We start from the raw sequence: 20,822 nt of genomic DNA, 5'->3' as shown, positions 1-20,822 counted from the left end.
ATGACCCGGCCGCTGCTGTGGCTGCTGATGTGTGTGATTCCTGCGCTGGCGACGGCACAGGATGAACCGTTGCGCGTGGCTTACAAGGGCGAACTGTTGTCGCTGAACACCACGCAACTGACCGCTCGCGAGCCGTTGCCATCGTCGCTGGAGACGCCGCTGGGCAGTCTGTGGAAGGTGTTCGTTTACGCGTGGCTGGTGGATACCGGCGCACGGGAACCGGCGTATGAATGTCGCGGACAGTCGAAGGAAGAAGTCTATTGCTGCGCTTCGGGCGGCAAGATCGAACGTGAACAGGCGCTGGTGAAATCCTGCGGGCTGTATTTCGAGCCGGCGCGGTTGGGCATAACTGCTGGCGACTGGAGAACCTATTGGCAGGCGCGACAGGCGCCTTCGTGGTTGCTGGAGCTACCATCGGTGCAACCGGCTACCCGGGTGTCCGTGGCTGACTTGCTGAAGGTTTTGTCTAGGTTGCCGGCTCAGGATCAGCTGCGCCGGGCGCTGCTCGACGTGGTGCTGAACGCGGCGGACGGCAATGTCGTCGGTGAACTCGGCGGACGCTTGCGGGTGAAAACCTGGAGCTGGCTCGGCGATCAGGACCCGCAATCACGTCAGGGCGGTTTCGCTGGCTGGACGGCGGACGGTTCGCCGATCTGGGCCGGTGGCCGGGGCACCAGTCAGATGGTTCTGCGGCATTACGGTTCGGCGTTGGCGACGGTGTTGCCCGCGTCATGGCCGGCGGACGCGGGGCGATGTGTCGAGGTCGGTTTGTTTTCGCGTTATCCCGTTACCCGGGTTCTGGCCGGTGATCGGGTGGCGGGTTCCGGCCCGTTGCAGGGCGATTACCATGTCGAATTCGCCAACGGCAATGCGCTGGATATCTACAGCGACGGCGAACTGTTTCTGCTCAACGACAAGCTTGTGGCGCGGCTGGATCGTGAAGAGTACGTCGCTCGAGTTCTTGAGCGTGAAGCCAAACCGGAACCTGCTGAAGCGGCTAAGGCATTGGCCGTGGCGATCCGTACGTATCTGCTGCAAAACGCCACGCGCAACGGCGAATGCCTGAGCATCGATGACAGCAGCACCCGTCAACGGGTCGCACCACGTCCAGCCTCCGCCGAATCACGCAACATCGCCGCGTGGACGTCAGATCTGGTGCTGGCCGGCAGCACCGTCACCTATCACTCCGATCAACCCGGCCCCGACAAGCTGGCCTGGCAACAAGCCGTCGAACAAGCCAATGCCGGCCAGCGTTACGACGCGATTCTGCTGCACGCTTATCCGCGCGCGAGCCTCAGTCGCTGGGACAACCCGGTGGCGTCCTGCGAAGCGCTGCCCGCCGCGCAAGACTGGCTGCAAAAACAGCGGCGCGGCTGGCGTACTAGGCTGGAAAGCGAAACCGGCTACAACGAAGTCAGCACTTTCGCCGTCTGCAAACTCGCCTTCGGCCGCCCCTTCGTCGACCGCGAACGTCAGCGCATCTATGTGCGCGGCGTACTGACTTTGCAGGACCGCCTCGACCTGACTCACGAATACCTGCACCTGGCCTTTGAAGCACACCCCAACGGCCAGGATGAAACCTACATCGAAGGGCTCGCCCGTCACCTTTTGCTGGAATAGACCATGACACTCCGTTATCCACAGGTCTTGCTGTTGCTCTGCGCGCTCAATGCATTGCCGATGGCGATGGCCGCCGACAGCGTCAAACTCGACACCCCGATCGGCGGCTGGCGCAGCGGCGCGCCTGAAGGTGAGGGCGAGAGCTTTCGCCAGACCGTCAACTACCCGGCCTCCTCGGTGAACACCCCGGTCGGCCAGGCCAACACCGCGCGCATCAGCGGCGAAATCAAAGCCACCCCGAAGAGCAAAGAGCCCGGCCGCCTGATCGTCAACGGCGTCAGCATGCCGCTTAAAATCGACGACAGCGGTCGCTTCGATCGCCCGTTCTCCTTCCCCAACGGCAGCAACAGCGTCGAAGTGCGCAGCCCCGACGGCCAGCAACGCCACCGCACGCAATTCCTCAACGTCAGCGGCGGCGCCACCCCGGCCAAGCTGCGCGTGCTGCTGTCCTGGGACAGCGACGGCACCGACCTCGACCTGCACCTGATCACACCTGACGGCGCGCACATCTGGTACGGCGACCGCGTAGCTCCCAACGGCGCCGCGCTGGACGTCGACGTGACCACTGGTTACGGCCCGGAAATCTTCGCCATGCCGGCGCCGATCAAGGGGCAGTATCTGGTGTATGTGAACTACTTTGGCGGTGGTTATCGCGGGGATGATGAAGGTGGGGAAGAGGCGGTACAGCCGCTGACTACGGCGCAGGTCACGGTGATTACCGAGGAAGGGACACCCAGCGAGAAGATGGAGACGTTCCTGGTGCCGATGCGGGCGGTGGGGGAGTTGACGTTGGTGAAGTCGTTTAGTTATCCGTGAGGGTAATTGGGCAGCAGGTGCTGCCCAATTTCAGAATTGACCCTAATGATTAACTGGCTCAGGGTTGGGACGACAGTCGATCCTGTGCAGCGTCATAAGCCGCCTCTCGCTCCCTCTTTCCGATAGCGACTACGAACACCACAATTTCGTGATCAATCACCTGATAAATCAGGCGATATCCAGCACTTTTCAGCTTCACCTTGTAGCAATCCGGCAGTTCCCGAAGCCTGTTGGCTTCTATGCGAGGATTTTCGAGAACCTCGGCGAGTTTCTTTTTGAACTGTTCACGGACCGTATCGCCCAGCTTGTTCCATTCCTTCAATGCACGACGATCAAACTCGAGGTCATAGGTCATCCAGACTTACCTTGACTCGCTGAGGAGCGGCAAGTCGTTCAGTGACCACGGCGATAAGCGCTTCATCTTCTTCGCTAATCAATGCCGCTTTGAATGGTAGTTTGCCCCGGTCCGCGACGTATTGAAGCGTTTGGCGCAGAAGCTCTGAGGGTGTCAGCCCGAGCTTTTCCAGCTCTGCGAAGGCGCGCTGTTTCAGTTCGTCGTCGATACGAATGTTGATGGATGCCATGATGAGTTACCTGTAATGACGTTTGTCTTTACGGTACAAGCGCGTTTGGTATCCGGCAAGCGGCGATTCAGATTTCGGACGGTAGGTTTGGCTTTTCAGCAGGCATTAAAAAGCCGGCTTGTGGCCGGCTTCTCGGGGACTGGCTTGGTTTATTTTTGGTAAACCGCGCCAGCCTTCAAAACGTACACCCGGATCTTGCGCCCGGCTGTGGGACTTGGTCAGACAGTGGTCTGCCGCGTCAGGCGTCATCTGGGCCGCTTGGCGGGTCGATGCGCGAATGTGGGGCGCAGGATACTGAGTTTTGCTTCTGATTCCCAGCTTGAAGTGCGGTTTAGAGCGATCAAACTGGAGAAAATCCAGGATTTGTACCGACTTTCAGGGCCTCATCGCCAGCAGGCTGGCTCCCACCACACCGGGTTACTCAGAGAAACGGCACCACCGGCCGCCGTTTGCCCAGCGTCGACCACCAGAACACCCACCCCAATACATGAATCCTCTGCTCCTCGATTTGCGCCGCCCGGAAGATTTCGTCCGGGTATTCGGCGCTGTTGTGGCTGCGCAGGCGCAAGGCGTTGCCGGGCATGCGGTGCAGGTATTTGATGCGCAGCATGCCGTCGTGTTCGATGGCGTAGATTTCGCCGTCCACAACCTGGGTCAGGCCGCGGTCGATGGCGAGGGTGGAGCCGTCTTCGATTTTCTCGGCCATGCTGTTGCCGATCATGTGGGTGCAGATGGCGTCGGTGTGGCGGATTTCCAGGGTTTCGAGGTGGCTGCGGGGCAGGCGGATGGTTTGCTCCGGGTCCTTGATGACATGGGTCTTGTCGGAGCCAGGGGCCGTAGGGGCTTCCTTGTAGAGCGGCAGTTCGATGTCGGTGGATTCGAGCACCGTATAGACGCCCTGAATCGCCTGGGCATCCAGTGTGTCGCCGGCGGTGTACAGGTGCGGCGCTTCTTTCGGGCCTTCACCGGTCTTCAGCCATTGGCTGTTGACGGACAGCAGGCGCGCAACTTCTTCCATGCGGTACGCGGGTACGCCTCGGGTGTACCAGTTATGAACGTTTTGGGCTTCCGTGCCCCAGAACTTTGCGAATCCCGTGGTGGTGATATTCGCAGCTTCCAGGAGTGCCTTGAATCTTGGACCGCTAGTGTTCTTTCTCATAAACACGAGTCTACGGCCGGCCTAGAGCGGTTTGAATAAACCTTGCGTTCAAAATCGCGGCAAATTTTGCGACGGGATGTAAGACGTACTTGTGGGAAATTACACACACTAAAACTTTTCTGTAGGGCGCCATAAACAAGTCGTTTAAGACCCTGCCAGCCAGGCACAAAAAACCCCGGATCAACCGGGGTTTTCTTCAAGCGTGTCGCAGGTCGCGAGGCTTAGCCTTTGTAGGCAGCAACCGACTTGGTGATCGCGGCGCGGGCAGCGTCAGCGCCGTCCCAGCCTTCGATTTTCACCCATTTGCCTTTTTCGAGATCTTTGTAGTTCGCGAAGAAGTGCTCGATCTGCTGGATCAGCAGGGCTGGCAGGTCGGTGTATTCCTTCACGTCCACGTACAGCTGGGACAGCTTGTCGTGTGGGACTGCGATGACTTTGGCGTCGCCGCCGCCGTCGTCGGTCATGTTCAGGATGCCGACCGGGCGCGCGCGGATCACCGAACCTGGAGCAACCGGGTAAGGGGTTACAACCAGCACGTCCAGGGGATCACCGTCGTCAGCCAGGGTGTTCGGGATATAACCGTAGTTGGCCGGGTAGAACATCGGGGTGGCCATGAAACGGTCAACGAACAGGCAATCGCTGTCTTTGTCGATTTCGTATTTGATCGGCGCGTGGTTGGCCGGGATCTCGATCGCGACGTAGATGTCGTTCGGCAGGTCTTTGCCAGCCGGAATCTTGCTGTAGCTCATTGGGCGTTGCCCCCGTTAGTAGACCAAAACACTTGGCCGGATTGACCAAAAAGTGGCGGCGATTATAGGCATATTCCACTCACGATGCCATGCACCGAAGGTCGTCCAGGCCTTAGTCGTGTGCCTGATAGACCGGGTCCTTGGCCTGAAGTTGCTTCAGCCGTGCCAGTGGATCCTGTCGATAGAAAAGCTGCAACTGCGCATACACCTGTGGATAAGCCTCGTGCAGCAGATCCGGAGCGCTGAAGAAGTACTCGCTGGTGACGGCGAAGAACTCGGCCGGGTTCTCGGCGGCATACGGGTCGATGGCGGTTTCTGCGTCGGGGTGGCGGTCGAGCTGGTGGTTGAGATCGTCGTAGGCAGCCTGCATCACCTGGGCCCAGTCGCTGACCCGCATGTCAGCGTGCAGCGGCGGCAGACCGTTGGCGTCGCCGTTGAGCATGTCGAGTTTGTGCGCGAGTTCGTGGATCACCAGGTTGTAGCCTTCCCAGCCACCACTGGCCATCACCCCGGGCCAGGCGAGGATGATCGGCCCTTGCTGCCAGGCTTCACCGCTGTGCTCGCCGTCCCATTCGTGCTCCACACCACTGGCATCGCGATGGCGCTGGGGGCTGAGGAAGTCGTCGGGGTACAGAATGATTTCGTGGAAGCCCTGATACCAGTTCAGATCGCCAAGGTGCAGTAGTGGCAATTGCGCCTGGGCGGCGAGCAGCAGGCGTTGTTCCTGATGCAGTTCGACGCCGGGCAGGGCGGTCAGGTGCTTGTCTCCGAGGAACAGGACACTGGCTTCGCGCAGCCACTGATCTTCCGTGGCGCTGATACCGTCGAGGAAGCTCAAGTGGTGACGCACCCGCTGCCACATATCATCGGCAATCGGGTGCTTCGCCAGAGTGCGTCGGCGTCGCCAGGCGCTCAGTGACCACATCGGTTCAGCGCGATTCGGCTTTGGAACCGGCACCGCCGAGGCGGCTGCGGAGCATGCCGATGATCATAGGCACCAGCGACAGAAGGATGATACCGACCACCAGCAGCGACAGGTTCTTCTTGATGAACGGCACGTTGCCGAAGAAGTAGCCCAGGGTCACCAGGCCGCCGACCCACAGGATGGTGCCGAATACGCTGAAGCCGAAAAAACGCGGGTAAGGCATCTTGGCAACACCGGCGACGAACGGCGCAAACGTACGGATGATCGGCAGGAAGCGCGCCAGGGTCACGGTTTTGCCGCCGTGCTTGTCGTAGAAGTCATGGGTCTGTTGCAGATAATCCCGGCGGAAAATCTTCGAGTTCGGATTGCTGAACAGTTTTTCCCCTGCCGTTCGTCCGATCACGTAGTTGGTGCTGTCGCCGAGAATCGCCGCCAACATCAGCAGGCCCGCCAGCAGCACCGGGTCCATGCCGCCGCCTGCGGCCACTGCGCCGGCGATGAACAGCAACGAATCGCCAGGCAGGAACGGCGTGACCACCAGGCCGGTTTCGCAAAAGATAACCAGAAACAGGATGGCGTAGATCCAGGTCCCATAGTTGTTCACCAGCATGTCGAGGTAGACGTCGAGATGCAGAATGATGTCGATCGGGTTGAAATCCATGTGGGCACCTGTCGTGATGGCCCGACTCGGCAGGCCTGTGCGGATGATTCGGTGTAAGCCTACAGACGGGTGTAGTTTTTCTTACAAGCCGGAAAGCTCCGAATTATACGGTCTGAAAGGTGAAAAGCGCGTTGGTTTTGTAGCGGGGCGTTTCGAAGGGGAACACGGCGCCGGCCTATGTGGCGATGGGGTTTGCTCCTTCGCCACGATGGCCAGCTTGCGCACTGTTAGAAAAAATCAGAGTTCGTCGCTGATCGGCAGCACATAGTTCTTGAACTCGGTGTCTTCCTTGAATCCGATGGATTCGTAGGTTTTCTGCGCCACTTCGTTGTCGCTGCTGGTGGACACGCGCATACGCACGGCCTGGGTTTCCTTGGCCATTTTCTTGGCCGTGCGGATCAGGTTGTCGGCGACCAGCTGGCGGCGGGCGTCTTCGGCGACATAGATGTCGTTGAGGATCCACACGCGCTTGAGCGACAGGGAGGAAAAGCTCGGATAGAGCTGGCAGAAGCCCATGAGCTTCTTGTCGTCGTCATCGGCCAGCGCCAGGTAGATCACCGATTCCTTGCGTCGCAGGCGCTTTTCGAGAAAGGCCCGGGACGAGTCCGGATAGGGCAGGGAGCCGTAGAACTCGCGGTACTTAACGAACAACGGGGTCAGCAAATCCAGGTGTTCGAGGGTCGCTTGGATAATCCGCATGGTAGGTCTCGTCCTTCAAGTGGCTGTCTTCACGTGGGGCTGACGGCATCGGGAAACCTTGGGCGGCCGTGCGTCGATCCTGCCTCAAACCGGCGCAGAAAGGCAATGCGGAAACGGTTCAGGCTGGGGGCGGATCAAGTAGGAAATTACTCTTCATGTCTGTACCGGCTTCCGATTCCAGCGTCTGAACCTGCGCCTCGTCCTTCAGATTGACCCCCGATAGCTGCCGTCTACAGGCTTCGCGCATCAGATACAGCAGGCGATGGGCCGCCATGCCGTAGCTGAGCCCTTCCAGCCGCACGTTGGAGATGCAATTGCGGTAGGCATCCGTGAGACCGACCTTTGGATTGTAGGTGAAATATAAACCCAGGCTGTCCGGGGAGCTGAGCCCGGGGCGCTCTCCGATCAGCATCACGACCATTTTGGCGCCCAGCAACTGGCCGACTTCATCGCCAACCGCCACCCGCCCTTGTTCCACCAGCACCACCGGCGCGGTCGACCATTGGTCGGCGCTCATCTGTTCCTCCAGTCGGGTCAGGAACGGCAGGGTATGCCGATGCACCGCCAGCGCCGAGAGGCCATCAGCCACGACGATCACCAGATCCACGCCACCCGGATGCGCCAGGGCGTATTCACGCAGGGTCTGGGCGGATTGATCGCTCAATTTGCGCCCCAGATCCGGGCGTTGCAGGTAGCTGTTGCGATCCACGGCCGCGCTGTGCAGCAGCAGACTTTCGCGCCGGCGTTCAGCCAGTTGGGCGCTGAGCCCGGCGTGATCGAACGGCAAGTGCACTGCGTCCCGGGCCTGCGCGTGGGCGTATTGGAAATCCAGTTGTGCGCTGGTCGGCAGGCTGGTGCCGGTGCGGCCGAGGGCGATGCGCGCCGGGGTCAGGCGACGCAGCTCCAGCCACGGGTTTTGCGGATCGACGGGCGGTTTTTCCATCTGACTCATCCCAGTTGCGCCAACGCCTGGCGAAAGGCCGGCGGCAGGTTGTTGCCGAAGCGGACCTTGCCGTCCGCCTGGGTGAAAATGCCCATGTTCGCCAGCCACTGCTCGAACTCAGGGGCCGGTTTCAGACCCAGGGTCTGACGCGCGTAGAGGGCGTCGTGGAACGAGGTGGTCTGGTAGTTGAGCATGATGTCGTCGGAGCCGGGGATGCCCATGATGAAGTTGATCCCCGCAACGCCCAGCAAGGTCAGCAGGGTGTCCATGTCATCCTGGTCGGCTTCGGCGTGGTTGGTGTAGCAGATATCGCAGCCCATCGGCACACCGAGCAACTTGCCGCAGAAGTGGTCTTCGAGGCCGGCGCGGATGATCTGCTTGCCGTTGTAAAGGTATTCCGGCCCGATGAAGCCTACGACGGTGTTCACCAGAAACGGCTTGAAATGTCGTGCCACGGCGTAGGCCCGGGTCTCGCAGGTCTGTTGATCGACACCGTGGTGGGCGTTGGCGGACAGTGCGCTGCCCTGGCCGGTCTCGAAATACATCAGGTTCTGCCCGAGCGTGCCGCGATTGAGGCTCAGGCCCGCTTCATAACCCTCCTGCAACACGTTCAGATTGATGCCGAAACTGGCATTGGCCGCTTCGGTGCCGGCAATCGACTGGAACACCAGATCCAGCGGCACACCACGGTTGATCGCCTCTATAGAAGTGGTGACATGAGTCAGCACGCAGGCCTGGGTCGGAATGTCATAGCGCTGGATGATTGCGTCGAGCATTTCCAGCATCGCGCAGATCGAGGCGATGCTGTCGGTGGCCGGGTTGATGCCGATCATGGCATCGCCGTTGCCATACAGCAGACCGTCGAGAATGCTCGCGGCGATGCCGGACGGTTCGTCGGTCGGATGATTGGGTTGCAGCCTTGTGGATAACCTTCCACGCAGGCCGAGGGTGCCGCGAAATTTCGTCACGACGCGGATCTTCTGCGCCACCAGCACCAGATCCTGCACGCGCATGATCTTCGACACGGCGGCGACCATTTCCGGTGTCAGGCCGGGGGCCAGAGCACGCAGGCTGGATTCGTCGGCTGCTTCGCTCAACAACCAGTCGCGAAAGCCGCCAACCGTGAGATGGCTGACGACTGCAAAGGCCTGTTTGTCATGGCTGTCGAGGATCAGCCGGGTGACTTCATCGGCTTCGTAGGGAATCAGTGCTTCCTGCAGGAAATGTTTGAGCGGGATGTCGGCCAGCGCCATTTGCGCGGCGACCCGCTCGCCATCGTTGAGCGCGGCGACGCCGGCCAGAAAATCCCCGGAGCGCGCCGGACTGGCCTTGGCCATCACGTCCTTGAGGCTGTCGAAGCGGTAGGTCTGGGCGCCGACGGTATGGGCAAATGCGGCCATGGGGCGCGGTCCTCCTGAATGAATGCTTTTAGTGCAGGCACCGAGCCTGAGGCCCGGTGCCGGTGCAACTTCTAGATACCTTCGAGCATAGCGTCTGCCGGTGCTTCGGAGCGTTGTTTGGCGGTCAGCTGGAAATACAGGTAACCGGCAGCCATGAAACCCAGGAACACACAACCGATCAGCGTGTTGAACCAGGCCATCGCCACCAGGCACACCACCGCCAGAAACAGCGCGATACCCGGCACGATCGGATAGCCCGGAGCGCGGAAGGTACGCTCAAGGTTCGGCTCGGTTTTGCGCAGTTTGAACAGGCTGAGCATGCTGATGATGTACATCACGATGGCACCGAACACCGACATGGTGATCATCGCGGCGGTGAGACTCATGCCTTGCAGATTGACCAGGCCATCGCTGTAGATCGCGGCGATGCCGATGACGCCACCGGCCAGGATCGCCCGGTGCGGGGTCTGGAAGCGTGAGAGTTTGGCCAGGCTTTTCGGAAGGTAACCGGCCCGGGCCAGGGCAAAGAACTGCCGCGAGTAGCCGAGGATGATCCCGTGAAAACTCGCCACCAGCCCGAACAGGCCGATCCACACCAGCATGTGCATCCACGTCGAGTTGTTGCCGACCACCGCTTTCATCGCCTGAGGCAGCGGGTCGTTAATGTTCGCCAGTTGTCGCCAGTCGCCGACGCCGCCGGCCATCACCATCACGCCGATGGCCAGGAACACCAGGGTCAGGATGCCGCTGACATAGGCCTTGGGAATCGTGCGTTTCGGGTCCTTGGCTTCCTCGGCCGCCATGGCCGCGCCCTCGATGGCGAGGAAAAACCAGATCGCGAAAGGAATGGCGGCGAAAATGCCGGGAATCGAACCGAGGCTGAACTCGCTGGAGCCTGACCAGCCGTTGAGCACGAAGTTGCTGAAGCTGAAGCCCGGCGCGACCACGCCCATGAACACCAGCAGTTCGGCAACCGCCAGCACGGTGACCACCAGTTCAAAGGTCGCGGCGATGCTGACGCCGAGGATGTTCAAGGTCATGAACACGAAATACGCGCCGACCGCCGCGACTTTCGGATCAAGCTCCGGATATTGCACGTTGAGATAGGCGCCAATGGCCATGGCGATGGCCGGCGGGGCAAAGACGAATTCGATCAGCGTGGCGATCCCGGCGATCAGTCCGCCTTTTTCACCGAATGCCCGGCGACTGTAGGCAAACGGCCCGCCCGCATGGGGAATCGCGGTGGTCAGCTCGGTGAAACTGAAGATGAAGCAGGTATACATTGTCGCGACCATCAGGGCCGTAACCAGGAACCCCAGGGTTCCCGCGGTGCCCCAGCCATAACTCCAGCCGAAGTATTCGCCGGAAATCACCAGGCCGACGGCAATGCCCCACAGATGCAGGGTGCCGAGTGTGGGTTTGAGCTGTGTGGTGGAAGTCATAAGTCCTCTCTGTCTTTTTTATTGTTCGATCTGTTGGACTTTCGGGTGCAGCGGTTGAGTGAGTGGGTGCTGTTCACGCAGCGGCAGTTTTCAGGCAAATCCTGAATGACGGGTACGCAAGGCCCGTGCCAGAGCGGCCAGACCAGGGTTTGTCATCGGGAAGAAAAGGGCGACACCGATCGTTCGGTGCCGCCCGGTCTTTTTAGAAGAAGCCCAGCGGGTTGATGTCGTAGCTCACCAGCAGGTTTTTGGTCTGCTGGTAGTGGTCGAGCATCATTTTGTGGGTTTCACGGCCGACGCCGGATTTCTTGTACCCGCCGAACGCGGCATGCGCCGGGTACAGGTGGTAGCAGTTGGTCCACACACGACCGGCCTTGATGGCGCGGCCCATGCGATAGGCGCGGTTGATGTCGCGGGTCCAGAGGCCGGCGCCGAGGCCGAACTCGGTGTCGTTGGCAATCGCCAGGGCTTCGGCCTCGTCCTTGAAAGTGGTGATGCTCACCACCGGCCCGAAGATTTCTTCCTGGAACACCCGCATCTTGTTGGTGCCCTTGAGCAGGGTCGGCTGGATGTAATAACCGGAGGCCAGGTTGCCTTCGAGTTTTTCCACCTTGCCGCCGGTCAGCAGTTCGGCACCTTCGCCCTTGGCGATTTCCAGGTACGACAGGATCTTGTCGAATTGCTGCTCGGACGCCTGGGCGCCGACCATGGTGTCGGTGTCGAGCGGGTCGCCGCGTTTGATCTGGCTGACTTTCTTCATCACCGCTTCCATGAACTGCGGATAGATCGACTCCTGTACCAGCGCGCGGGAAGGGCAGGTGCAGACTTCGCCCTGGTTGAAGAACGCCAGCACCAGGCCTTCAGCAGCTTTTTCAATGAAGCTTGGCTCGGCCTGCATGATGTCTTCGAAGAAGATGTTCGGCGACTTGCCGCCCAGCTCAACGGTGGACGGGATGATGTTCTCGGCGGCGCATTTCATGATGTGCGAGCCGACCGGGGTCGAGCCGGTGAAGGCGATCTTGGCGATGCGTTTGCTGGTGGCCAGGGCTTCGCCGGCTTCTTTGCCGAACCCTTGCACCACATTGAGTACGCCCGGTGGCAGCAGGTCACCGATCAGTTCCAGCAGCACGCTGATGCCCAGCGGGGTTTGTTCGGCAGGTTTGAGCACCACGCAGTTGCCGGCAGCCAGGGCCGGGGCGAGTTTCCACGCGGCCATCAGGATCGGGAAGTTCCACGGGATGATCTGGCCGACCACGCCCAGCGGTTCATGGATGTGATAGGCCACGGTGTTGCCGTCGATCTCGGCGGCGCTGCCTTCCTGGGCGCGCAGGCACCCGGCGAAATAGCGGAAGTGGTCGGCGGCCAGCGGGATGTCGGCGTTGAGGGTTTCGCGGATGGCTTTGCCGTTGTCCCAGGTTTCGGTGATTGCCAGGGTTTCGAGGTTCTGTTCGATACGGTCGGCGATTTTCAGCAGGATCAGCGAACGGGCCTGGGCGGAGGTCGAGCCCCATGCATCGGCAGCGGCATGAGCAGCGTCCAGTGCCTTGTCGATGTCTTCGGCAGTGGAGCGTGGGAATTCGGCAATCGGCTGGCCATTGACCGGCGAGGTATTGGTGAAGTACTGACCTTTGACTGGCGCGACGAACTCGCCGCCGATGTAGTTACCGTACTTGCTCTTGAACGAGACTTTGGCGCCTTCAGTACCGGGGTGAGCGTAACGCATGATGATGTTCTCCTTGGCTTTGTACTTATTAGAGAAACGCGCATGTGCGCTTGCTATAAGCGTAGAGCAAAGGTCGGGCCACTGCCGTGCAGCTCAGACAAATCAAGGCCTTGCGTGTTTTGTCTCGGACAAATGGCAAGCGTCTGTGACGGTATCGGTACAGCTCGGGTGACAGTTTGTACCGCTTCTGGCACAACCCGTGACCGGGCGGTCTTGCCAGCATTGCAAAGACCGGTTGGCTGGAGGATGCTGGGCACCACTTCACGCATGGGCCGATGAGCCTCGGGGAGAATAATAAGAAATGCACGACAACCATTTGAGTCGCCATGCCCAACAGGTTCTCACCGTCACCCAGGGCAAGCCGCACCTGCATGGCCCCGGTGCCGACCCGTCGATCGCCCGCTCGTGGCTGCGTTGTCTTGAGGACTATCACCTCGACCCGGCCCTGACCATGGCGCCGACCGTGCTCGAACACGGTCGTGTCCTCGAAAGCCGCGAACGGCTGCAACAAGTGTTGCAGATCGCCGGCAATGAAATGACCAGCCTGCATCAACAACTCTCCGGCGCCGGCCACGCGGTGCTGCTGACCGACGCGCGCGGGGTGATCCTCAACTGTGTCACTGCCCCTTCCGAGCGCAGGATCTTCGAACGGGCCGGCCTGTGGCTGGGCTCCGACTGGAGCGAAGCCTGCGAAGGCACCAACGGCATCGGCACCTGCCTGGTGGAGCGCCAGGCCCTGACCATTCATCAGGACGAGCATTTCCGTGGTCGCCACACTGGGCTGACCTGCTCGGCGAGCCCGGTGTTCGACCCCCACGGCGAGTTGCTGGCGGTGCTCGACGTGTCCTCGGCGCGGCCGGACGTTTCACGGCAGAGCCAGTTCCACACCATGGCGCTGGTCAATCTGTCGGCGAAGATGATCGAGAGCTGTTACTTCCTGCGCTGTTTCGATAATCAATGGTTGCTGCGTTTCCATCTCCAGGCCGAATCCGTCGGGCTTTTCAGTGAAGGGCTGCTCGCGTTCGACGGGGAAGGGCGGATCAGTGCGGTCAACCAGAGCGCATTGAACCTGCTCGGCCATATTCGTGGTGGTTTGCTTGGCAAACCGGTAGAGGTGTTTTTCGATTGTTCGCTGGATGAATTGCTCGGGCGCGCCAGTGCTCATGCCAGCGCAAGCTGGCCGCTGCGTACCCGCGATGGTCGGCATCTGTTTGCGGTGTTGCGCGGAGAAGCGCGCAAGCCGTCTCCCGTCCTGCCGAAACCGGCAGCTCCCGAGGCGCCGCGCCTTGCCGGCATTTGCCTGGGCGATGCAGGGCTGCAGACGGATTTTCGCAAGGCCCTGCGGGTGTTCGAGCGCGACGTTCCGCTGCTGGTCAACGGCGAAACCGGCTCCGGCAAGGAAGCATTCGCCAAGGCTGTGCACAACGCCAGTCAGCGCGCCGGCAAAGCCTTCGTCGCGCTCAACTGCGCGGCGATTCCCGAAAGCCTGATCGAGAGCGAACTGTTCGGCTATCGCGGCGGCAGCTTTACCGGCGCGCGCAAGGACGGCATGCGTGGCAAGTTGCAGCAGGCCGACGGTGGCACGCTGTTTCTCGACGAAATCGGCGATATGCCGCTGACCTTGCAGACCCGTCTGCTGCGAGTGCTGGAAGACCGGCAAGTGGTACCGATCGGTGGCGAGCCGGAAGCGGTCAACGTGCGGATCATCAGCGCCACGCACCGCAATCTGCTGGAGCGGGTTGGCGACGGCAGTTTCCGTGAAGACCTCTACTATCGGCTCAACGGGCTGGAAGTGGCGCTGCCGCCATTGCGCGAGCGCAGTGACAAATCCGAATTGCTGGATTTTTTGCTGGCCGAAGAGGCGGGTGGAGAAACGATCCTGATCGAAGAGCCGGCGCGCCGGGCGTTGCTCGGGTTCAACTGGCCAGGCAATGTGCGGCAGATGCGCAACGTGCTGCGCACGCTGGCGGCGTTGTGCGATGAGGGGCGGATCGGGCTGGATGATCTACCTGCGATGTTCCGGCAGATACAACCGCTGTTGGTCAAAGTCGATGAGGCATCGCCCGGACAGCCGCTGGAGGATGCCGAGCGGCTGGCGTTGCTCAATGCGCTGGAGCACACGCGCTGGCACATGACCCATACGGCCGAGCAGCTTGGTGTCAGTCGCAACACCCTTTATAGAAAGCTGCGCAAACACGGGATCGCCCGCAGCGCCTGACCCCCTGAAAACGAGGATGCGGTTTTCCCCTGCCTGGGCTACCCTGCGGCCATGTTTTACGAGGTCGACTATGCACATTCATATTCTGGGTATCTGCGGGACTTTCATGGGCTCGATGGCGGTTCTGGCCAAAGAGCTGGGCCATCACGTGACCGGCTCCGATGCCAACGTCTATCCGCCGATGAGCACTCAGCTCGAAGCCCAGGGCATTCAGCTGACCCAGGGGTACGACCCGGCGCAGCTCGATCCGGCACCGGATCTGGTCGTGATCGGCAACGCCATGTCTCGCGGCAATCCGGCAGTCGAATATGTGCTGAACAAAGGCCTGCCATATGTTTCCGGTCCGCAGTGGCTGGCTGACCACGTGCTGCAAGGTCGTTGGGTGCTGGCGGTTGCCGGTACACACGGCAAGACCACTACCAGCAGCATGCTCGCCTGGGTGCTGGAACATGCCGGCATGAGCCCGGGCTTCCTGATCGGCGGTGTGCCGCAGAATTTCTCGGTGTCGGCGCGTCTGGGTGGCACGCCGTTCTTCGTGATCGAGGCCGACGAATACGACAGCGCGTTCTTCGACAAGCGTTCGAAGTTCGTCCACTACCGCCCGCGCACCGCGATCCTCAACAACCTTGAGTTCGATCACGCCGATATCTTCCCTGATCTGCCGGCCATCGAGCGGCAATTCCACCACCTGGTGCGCACAATCCCGAGCGAAGGTCTGGTGATCCATCCGACCACCGAACCGGCCTTGCAGCGCGTGATCGAGATGGGTTGCTGGACCCCGGTGCAAACCACCGGGGCCGGCGGTCAGTGGCAGGTCAAGTTGTTGAAAGACGACGGCTCGGCATTCGAGGTGATGTTCGAAGGCGTATCCCAAGGCGTGGTCGAGTGGGAACTGACCGGTCAGCACAACGTCGCCAATGCCCTGGCCACTCTGGCCGCCGCGCGTCACGTCGGTGTTGTACCGTCGATGGGCATCGCCGGGTTGAGCGCGTTCAAGAGCGTGAAGCGCCGGATGGAAAAAGTCGCGGAAGTGCGCGGCATCACCATCTACGACGACTTCGCCCACCACCCGACCGCGATTGCCACCACCCTCGACGGCCTGCGCAAGCGCATTGGCGATGCGCCGCTGATCGCGATCATCGAGCCGCGCTCCAACTCGATGAAGCTCGGCGCCCACCGTGACGGTCTGCCGGACAGCGTGGTCGATGCCGATCAGGTGATCTGGTACGCCCCGGCCAACCTCGGTTGGGATCTGGCAGGCACCGCCGCGCTGTGCACCGTGCCGTCGATCGTCAGCGATTCGCTGGAAGGCATCATCGAACGTGTGAAGAGCCAGGCCCAGCCCGGCACCCACGTGGTGATCATGAGCAACGGCGGCTTCGGCGGCCTGCACGGCAAACTCGCCGAGGCGCTGAAATGAACACTCGCTTTCAGGACGGCGGCCCGGAACGCATCACGCTGGCGATGACCGGGGCGTCCGGCGCCCAGTACGGCTTGCGCCTGCTGGATTGCCTGGTGCGCGAGGATCGCGAGGTGCATTTCCTGATCTCCAAGGCCGCGCAATTGGTGATGGCCACCGAGACGGACGTGTCGCTGCCGGCCAAGCCGCAAATGATGCAGGCGTTCCTCACCGAATACACCGGCGCGACTGCCGGGCAGATCCGCGTGTATGGCAAGGAAGACTGGATGTCGCCGGTGGCCTCGGGTTCCGGTGCCCCGGCCGCCATGGTGGTGGTGCCATGTTCGACCGGCACCTTGTCGGCCATCGCCACCGGCGCCTGCAACAACCTGATCGAGCGGGCGGCAGACGTGACCTTGAAGGAGCGTCGCCAGTTGATTCTGGTGCCGCGCGAAGCGCCGTATTCGAGCATTCACCTGGAGCACATGCTCAAGCTGTCGAACATGGGTGTAACCATCCTGCCAGCCTCGCCGGGCTTCTATCACCAGCCGCAGACCATCGATGACCTGATCGATTTCGTGGTGGCGCGGATTCTCAATCTGCTGGGCATTCCCCAGGACATGCTGCCGCGCTGGGGTGAGCACCATCTGAGCAGCGATGAATAAGCTGCTGGCGATCCTGCTGATAGTGCAACTGACCGGCTGCGCCACCGCACGCACGCTGGATGCCGCCAAACCCGGTGCGCCAGTGGTGTATGCCGGCACGAGGCTGGATCTGTACGCCATGAACGGTGGCTGTTGCGCGATGGACCGGTTCGGCGCCGAGGCGCCGAGCTATCCCGGCGTGGATCTGCCGGCCAGTGCGTTGCTCGATACCCTGTTGTTGCCGCTGTCGGTGCTGACGGTACTGGGCGTCGGGTTTCAGGCGACCGGGGGGTTATGAAAAACACCGGCTCGATCAGGCAAGGTCGAGCCAGTAACCGTTCTCAGGAGAGACTGATCAGTTCGGGCGGGAAGCTGATATCGGTGGAGAAAAGGTCTTTTCCCTGCGGCAACTCGAGAACACGCTTGCCGGCTTTCGCCACCTCATCGATCAGGGCGTCATATTCGTCCCGGTTCAGGTCTCCCGCCCTTGTGCGGCCTTCGATTGCATTGTCATGGCTCTGGCTTGAACCGGTGGCGCGCTCGCGCGCCTGTGTGTGTATGTCGTCCACGGTGGCCGCGCGAGTCATGGTCGAGTTGACCAGCCAGATGCGCCTCGAAGTGAAACCGATCGGAGACATCGAAACGTGACCCTCGAGCTTCATGCTCGGGAACAGCCTGCTGTCGTCTGCCGGTTTCGGGGTGATCCGCGTTGTGTTGTAGGTGCGGTTATCCTGCCCGGAAACGACCTCGATGCCACGGGTATCAAGCAGATAGCAGAACATGATGCGCTGAGAGCGGGGCCTGGATGCGGCGTCAGTCGTCTGTTTCGATTCGTGGGCGGTCTGTGGCGCGTTCGGATGGCCGCCGGGAGAGGCAGACAATCCTCTGGCTTCATTGGCGAAGCTCATGGCCGTTCTGAGGCTGAACAACGCGCTGACAGCCGTCCCGCTGGTGGAGCCTTCGGTCGCTAGGGGCCTTGGCTGCATGGAACCGGGCCGGGCAAATTCGAAGGGCGTGCGGTCGTCTACTTTGAACACGGCGGGAATGTCGTCCCGATACAGGTAGTTGTGTTTGTTGCGTTTGAAGCCGCAGCGTTGCAACAACTCCCGGAAAAAAGGTGCGGTCAGGCTGGCCTTCAGCAGACTTGTGCCTCCTCCCTGATTTCTCAATCGGATGATTTCGGCTTTGAATTCCGGCAGGTACGGATCGAACTGTTCGAAGCGGGTAACGACCAGCGTACGAGCCTGATGGGTCTTGACCCAGGTGGGCACCTCATCATTGATCAAGTTGTTGAACTGCCCGGTGGGTGAGATTTCGTTGCTCAGTCGCGCCAGTTGTTCAGTGGACAGATTGTAGGGCCGGAACCGGGCGATGACCTGATCCCGGGACTTGAGCGGAGAATCCGGATTGGTCCACAGCCGCAGGTAGTCGATCAGTTGTTCACGCTGTGATGGGTAATCCCGTTGCCTGACCCAGGCCGGCGGTTTCAGGTGCAGCGCGACATCCTGACGAAAGTGCAGGATATCCGCCCCTTCGATCCGGTAAAGATTCCAGATATCGATGTCTCGCCAGTAAGGTCGAAATGCTCTTTGTTCGACCGAGTACTTGATTGGCCTGACGATGGTCAGCTCGGTCCCCTCGGGAAAAGCCACCTGGGTGAGTGGGCCATGACGGTCATCAAGCTCAGGCTTGCGCTGCATCTCGATGTAACCATGAGCGTTTGATTTGTCGGGATCCCAGGTGTAGTAGCGCTGATCGCCGTAGGCTGGTGCGCTGTCGGTGGCTGCAAGGGAATCGGGTGTCAGGTGGCGCGACAGTGGGGTGTCGGGTGTCGCCAGGTTCGGTAAGGATGTTTGCGGGTCCGGTGTACTGCGGTGCAGGGTGACTGATTCAAGGTGGTTCACCCACTGGGCGGGTGAGCGCTTCTGATGATCCAGGACGCGGCTGAGCATGTCGCGGTCCATGTCCGGACCAAGCCAGCGGCGCAACTCGTCAAACAGGTAGGTGTTCTCCATTCGGTCTGTGCGAACCCCGGCCCACTGCGGTTTTCTCCCGGTGCGGTGGGCTTCGGCGCGAAAACGGGTGATATCGGCACCCTGCAGGCCGTAGAGATTCCAGATGTCGCGGTCAGTCCAGGCTGGCAGCAGTTCGGCGGGTTGATCGATGGGATGCGTGGGGGGCTCGACACTGACAAACGATCCGTTGTCGTCCCTGAACGCATGAATCGACTGGGGCCCGACGGTGTCGTCCAGCCGCATTTTCCGGTGCATGACCACGTAGCCATGATGGTGGGTGGTGGTGCTGTCCCAGACGTAGTGCCGGGTGTCGATGTAAACCGCTGTCGTGTCTGATTGCGCGAGGGACGCAAGTGCCTGCGACGGAGTGTTCTGCGGATTGACTGCGGGTCGATGAACCGCAGACTCGATCAGAACTCCGCTGTCGGCTGGCTCACCGATTCGCCAGGTATTGCTTTGAGGGTCGAAGTGCAGGGCCGGGCCGGAGGGGCGCATTTCCTGCGGCAGCTTGGCTCGATAGGTTCCGGCGCCTTCGTCCCAGTCCACCATGACGGTGCTGGTCGTGGTGTATTGCACCTCGGCATAAATGCGTCCCCGGTGGACACGCAACCCTTCGGCATTGACGGCGGGCAAAAGCGTCCGTGCGTGGGGCGGCAGCTCGTAGTGACGGATGTTTTCGGTCGGGCGCGGGTGGCCGGATGACGCTCTCTCCAGGGATGCGGGAATCAGATCCTGGATCTGTATCCGGGGCAACGTTTCGCCTGAAGGCAGTTGCGTCGAGTGGTGTGGCTCGGGCAGGCGGGCGTCCGGCCCTGCGGACCGATTCAGCCCTGGGAGCTCAACTCGTGGAGTCGACAGGGCTATTGATGCACCGGGTGGGTTGCCGGGTGTGCCGGTATTTTTCGGTATGGGGTTTTTGGGGGCCATCAAGGCGTCCTTTCATTGATTGCCTGCCGTCGGGAGTTGCCATCCGATGACGAAGTGGCAGATGCAGGCGTGCTGGAGGGCACGTTATCCATGAAGGGGGAGGGAGGTGTGGTAGATAGTTAGGGGCAGTTGTTGAATCGATCCGGCTCGTTTCAGGTATCGGGCAGTTCAACACAAGGTCCTCGGAATTCATCGGAAAATGGCGTTCCGGGGGCCGTGTTGAACTACTTGATGTGGGAACTCACTTGCCGAGTTTTCTCAACTCGTCCGACTCGACGATCCGCACCCCGTCCTGTTCCTCCAATGCCAGGCGCCACATGGCCCGGGCGAGCTGGCAGGCTTCGATGCCCCGGTACTTGCCGGGAATCAGTTTCGAGAACGGTGCGGCAAGCTGTTCGCCCAGGCGAGGCTCGCTGCGGTCACCCAGCAGCAGCGAAGGCCGGCAAATGGTGAGCTGCGGCCAGTCCTGCGCGCGCAATGCATGTTCCATCTCGCCTTTGACCCGGTTGTAGAAAATCGAGGATCGGCGGTCGGCCCCCAGGGCACTGATCACGATCAGGTGCCGTGCGCCCATTTCCCGGGCGCGCTTGGCGAAAGCCACCACCATGTCCAGATCCACGGCGCGAAACGCCTCTTCGGAGCCGGCCTGTTTGATGGTGGTGCCGAGGCAGCAGTAGGCAATGTCGACCCGGCCGGCCAGTTGCGGCAGGAACGTCTGTGGATCGCCGACCGGGTTTTCCAGATGTGGATGTTCGGCCAGTGGCCGGCGTGAAGGGGCCAGGACACGGGTGATCGTCGGCTCGTTGAGCAAACGGTCGAGCAGATGTTCACCGGTCAGCCCGGTGGCTCCGGCAAGCAAGACATGCTGAGGCGTCAAGTACATAGTGTCTCTCCCTTG

The 20,822-nt window shown here is 61.0% G+C and carries 19 protein-coding genes; 6 read left to right on the top strand and 13 right to left on the bottom strand.

Annotated features, from left to right (window positions below; all coding sequences use genetic code 11):
- Both NH234_RS26395 and NH234_RS26390 read left to right on the top strand, forming a co-directional pair.
- A complete protein-coding gene (locus tag NH234_RS26395) occupies positions 1–1,620 on the top strand; it encodes a DUF2300 domain-containing protein (protein ID WP_367254808.1) in 1,620 nt (539 codons plus the stop codon).
- A gap of 3 nt (positions 1,621–1,623) precedes the next feature.
- The gene (locus NH234_RS26390; protein WP_367254806.1) at positions 1,624–2,436 is read left to right on the top strand and encodes a YfaP family protein; all 813 of its coding nucleotides are present in this window, start codon (positions 1,624–1,626) and stop codon (positions 2,434–2,436) included.
- Between the two features lie 58 nt (positions 2,437–2,494).
- Here the strand turns inward: NH234_RS26390 and NH234_RS26385 are convergent, their stop codons facing one another.
- From NH234_RS26385 to NH234_RS26335, 11 genes are all read right to left on the bottom strand, one after another.
- On the bottom strand, positions 2,495–2,791 hold the full coding sequence (locus NH234_RS26385) for a type II toxin-antitoxin system RelE/ParE family toxin (RefSeq protein WP_085732974.1): 297 nt from the start codon (positions 2,789–2,791) through the stop codon (positions 2,495–2,497).
- Positions 2,781–3,020 carry a type II toxin-antitoxin system RelB/DinJ family antitoxin gene (locus NH234_RS26380; protein WP_085732973.1) on the bottom strand — a complete coding sequence of 80 codons (240 nt, stop codon included), beginning with the start codon at positions 3,018–3,020 and terminating at the stop codon, positions 2,781–2,783. The genes NH234_RS26385 and NH234_RS26380 overlap by 11 nt, the downstream gene beginning before the upstream one ends.
- Before the next feature lie 421 nt (positions 3,021–3,441).
- A complete protein-coding gene (locus NH234_RS26375) occupies positions 3,442–4,179 on the bottom strand; it encodes a helix-turn-helix transcriptional regulator (RefSeq protein WP_085732972.1) in 738 nt (245 codons plus the stop codon).
- Between the two features lie 221 nt (positions 4,180–4,400).
- Positions 4,401–4,928, bottom strand: a complete 528-nt coding sequence (gene ppa / locus NH234_RS26370; RefSeq protein ID WP_007933577.1) for an inorganic diphosphatase — start codon at positions 4,926–4,928, stop codon at positions 4,401–4,403.
- Between the two features lie 112 nt (positions 4,929–5,040).
- Positions 5,041–5,853, bottom strand: a complete 813-nt coding sequence (locus tag NH234_RS26365; RefSeq protein ID WP_367254803.1) for a zinc-dependent peptidase — start codon at positions 5,851–5,853, stop codon at positions 5,041–5,043.
- A gap of 4 nt (positions 5,854–5,857) precedes the next feature.
- Complete coding sequence (locus tag NH234_RS26360; RefSeq protein WP_085712304.1) at positions 5,858–6,514, bottom strand: DedA family protein; 657 nt, start codon at positions 6,512–6,514, stop codon at positions 5,858–5,860.
- Positions 6,515–6,751: 237 nt separating this feature from the next.
- Positions 6,752–7,213, bottom strand: coding sequence for an N-acetyltransferase (locus NH234_RS26355; protein ID WP_085732970.1), 462 nt, complete (start codon positions 7,211–7,213; stop codon positions 6,752–6,754).
- Between the two features lie 118 nt (positions 7,214–7,331).
- Positions 7,332–8,156: an ethanolamine ammonia-lyase subunit EutC gene (gene eutC / locus NH234_RS26350; protein ID WP_367254800.1), complete on the bottom strand. Its 825-nt coding sequence runs from the start codon at positions 8,154–8,156 to the stop codon at positions 7,332–7,334.
- Between the two features lie 5 nt (positions 8,157–8,161).
- A complete protein-coding gene (locus NH234_RS26345; protein ID WP_367254798.1) occupies positions 8,162–9,556 on the bottom strand; it encodes an ethanolamine ammonia-lyase subunit EutB in 1,395 nt (464 codons plus the stop codon).
- A 71-nt stretch (positions 9,557–9,627) separates the two neighbouring features.
- Positions 9,628–10,998 (bottom strand): ethanolamine permease, encoded by a 1,371-nt coding sequence (eat, locus tag NH234_RS26340; protein WP_085732968.1) that lies wholly within the window; start codon positions 10,996–10,998, stop codon positions 9,628–9,630.
- Positions 10,999–11,200: 202 nt separating this feature from the next.
- The gene (locus tag NH234_RS26335; RefSeq protein WP_064599698.1) at positions 11,201–12,721 is read right to left on the bottom strand and encodes an aldehyde dehydrogenase family protein; all 1,521 of its coding nucleotides are present in this window, start codon (positions 12,719–12,721) and stop codon (positions 11,201–11,203) included.
- Positions 12,722–13,022: 301 nt separating this feature from the next.
- Between NH234_RS26335 and NH234_RS26330 the strand changes: the two genes are divergently transcribed.
- From NH234_RS26330 to NH234_RS26315, 4 genes are all read left to right on the top strand, one after another.
- Positions 13,023–14,939 carry a sigma-54-dependent Fis family transcriptional regulator gene (locus NH234_RS26330; RefSeq protein ID WP_367254795.1) on the top strand — a complete coding sequence of 639 codons (1,917 nt, stop codon included), beginning with the start codon at positions 13,023–13,025 and terminating at the stop codon, positions 14,937–14,939.
- A gap of 70 nt (positions 14,940–15,009) precedes the next feature.
- Positions 15,010–16,359 carry a UDP-N-acetylmuramate:L-alanyl-gamma-D-glutamyl-meso-diaminopimelate ligase gene (gene mpl / locus NH234_RS26325; RefSeq protein WP_007958628.1) on the top strand — a complete coding sequence of 450 codons (1,350 nt, stop codon included), beginning with the start codon at positions 15,010–15,012 and terminating at the stop codon, positions 16,357–16,359.
- Entirely contained in the window at positions 16,356–17,003 is a 648-nt protein-coding gene (gene ubiX, locus NH234_RS26320) for a flavin prenyltransferase UbiX (protein ID WP_085732965.1), read from the top strand. Before mpl ends, ubiX begins: the two co-directional genes overlap by 4 nt.
- A complete protein-coding gene (locus NH234_RS26315) occupies positions 16,996–17,280 on the top strand; it encodes a YceK/YidQ family lipoprotein (protein WP_085732964.1) in 285 nt (94 codons plus the stop codon). Before ubiX ends, NH234_RS26315 begins: the two co-directional genes overlap by 8 nt.
- A 43-nt stretch (positions 17,281–17,323) precedes the next feature.
- Here NH234_RS26315 and NH234_RS26310 read toward each other — a convergent pair whose 3' ends face one another.
- Positions 17,324–19,924 (bottom strand): hypothetical protein, encoded by a 2,601-nt coding sequence (locus tag NH234_RS26310; protein ID WP_367254792.1) that lies wholly within the window; start codon positions 19,922–19,924, stop codon positions 17,324–17,326.
- 241 nt (positions 19,925–20,165) lie between these two features.
- Entirely contained in the window at positions 20,166–20,807 is a 642-nt protein-coding gene (locus NH234_RS26305; RefSeq protein WP_085712294.1) for an oxidoreductase, read from the bottom strand.
- Between the last annotated feature and the right edge of the window lie 15 nt (positions 20,808–20,822).

The sequence above is a fragment of the Pseudomonas sp. stari2 genome (genome assembly GCF_040760005.1).
GTDB lineage: Bacteria > Pseudomonadota > Gammaproteobacteria > Pseudomonadales > Pseudomonadaceae > Aquipseudomonas.
The sequence above is the reverse complement of the archived record's forward strand: the minus strand, read 5'-3'. Positions and strand labels throughout refer to the sequence as shown.

Coding starts and splice junctions, on each gene's coding strand:
- NH234_RS26365 (WP_367254803.1), bottom strand. CDS start 5,853: ATGTGGTCACTGAGCGCCTGGCGACGCCGACGCACTCTGGCGAAGCAC.
- NH234_RS26390 (WP_367254806.1), top strand. CDS start 1,624: ATGACACTCCGTTATCCACAGGTCTTGCTGTTGCTCTGCGCGCTCAAT.
- NH234_RS26310 (WP_367254792.1), bottom strand. CDS start 19,924: ATGGCCCCCAAAAACCCCATACCGAAAAATACCGGCACACCCGGCAAC.
- eat (WP_085732968.1), bottom strand. CDS start 10,998: ATGACTTCCACCACACAGCTCAAACCCACACTCGGCACCCTGCATCTG.
- NH234_RS26335 (WP_064599698.1), bottom strand. CDS start 12,721: ATGCGTTACGCTCACCCCGGTACTGAAGGCGCCAAAGTCTCGTTCAAG.
- mpl (WP_007958628.1), top strand. CDS start 15,010: ATGCACATTCATATTCTGGGTATCTGCGGGACTTTCATGGGCTCGATG.
- NH234_RS26355 (WP_085732970.1), bottom strand. CDS start 7,213: ATGCGGATTATCCAAGCGACCCTCGAACACCTGGATTTGCTGACCCCG.
- ubiX (WP_085732965.1), top strand. CDS start 16,356: ATGAACACTCGCTTTCAGGACGGCGGCCCGGAACGCATCACGCTGGCG.
- NH234_RS26315 (WP_085732964.1), top strand. CDS start 16,996: ATGAATAAGCTGCTGGCGATCCTGCTGATAGTGCAACTGACCGGCTGC.
- NH234_RS26385 (WP_085732974.1), bottom strand. CDS start 2,791: ATGACCTATGACCTCGAGTTTGATCGTCGTGCATTGAAGGAATGGAAC.
- eutC (WP_367254800.1), bottom strand. CDS start 8,156: ATGGAAAAACCGCCCGTCGATCCGCAAAACCCGTGGCTGGAGCTGCGT.
- NH234_RS26380 (WP_085732973.1), bottom strand. CDS start 3,020: ATGGCATCCATCAACATTCGTATCGACGACGAACTGAAACAGCGCGCC.
- NH234_RS26305 (WP_085712294.1), bottom strand. CDS start 20,807: ATGTACTTGACGCCTCAGCATGTCTTGCTTGCCGGAGCCACCGGGCTG.
- NH234_RS26360 (WP_085712304.1), bottom strand. CDS start 6,514: ATGGATTTCAACCCGATCGACATCATTCTGCATCTCGACGTCTACCTC.
- NH234_RS26330 (WP_367254795.1), top strand. CDS start 13,023: ATGCACGACAACCATTTGAGTCGCCATGCCCAACAGGTTCTCACCGTC.
- ppa (WP_007933577.1), bottom strand. CDS start 4,928: ATGAGCTACAGCAAGATTCCGGCTGGCAAAGACCTGCCGAACGACATC.
- NH234_RS26345 (WP_367254798.1), bottom strand. CDS start 9,556: ATGGCCGCATTTGCCCATACCGTCGGCGCCCAGACCTACCGCTTCGAC.
- NH234_RS26395 (WP_367254808.1), top strand. CDS start 1: ATGACCCGGCCGCTGCTGTGGCTGCTGATGTGTGTGATTCCTGCGCTG.
- NH234_RS26375 (WP_085732972.1), bottom strand. CDS start 4,179: ATGAGAAAGAACACTAGCGGTCCAAGATTCAAGGCACTCCTGGAAGCT.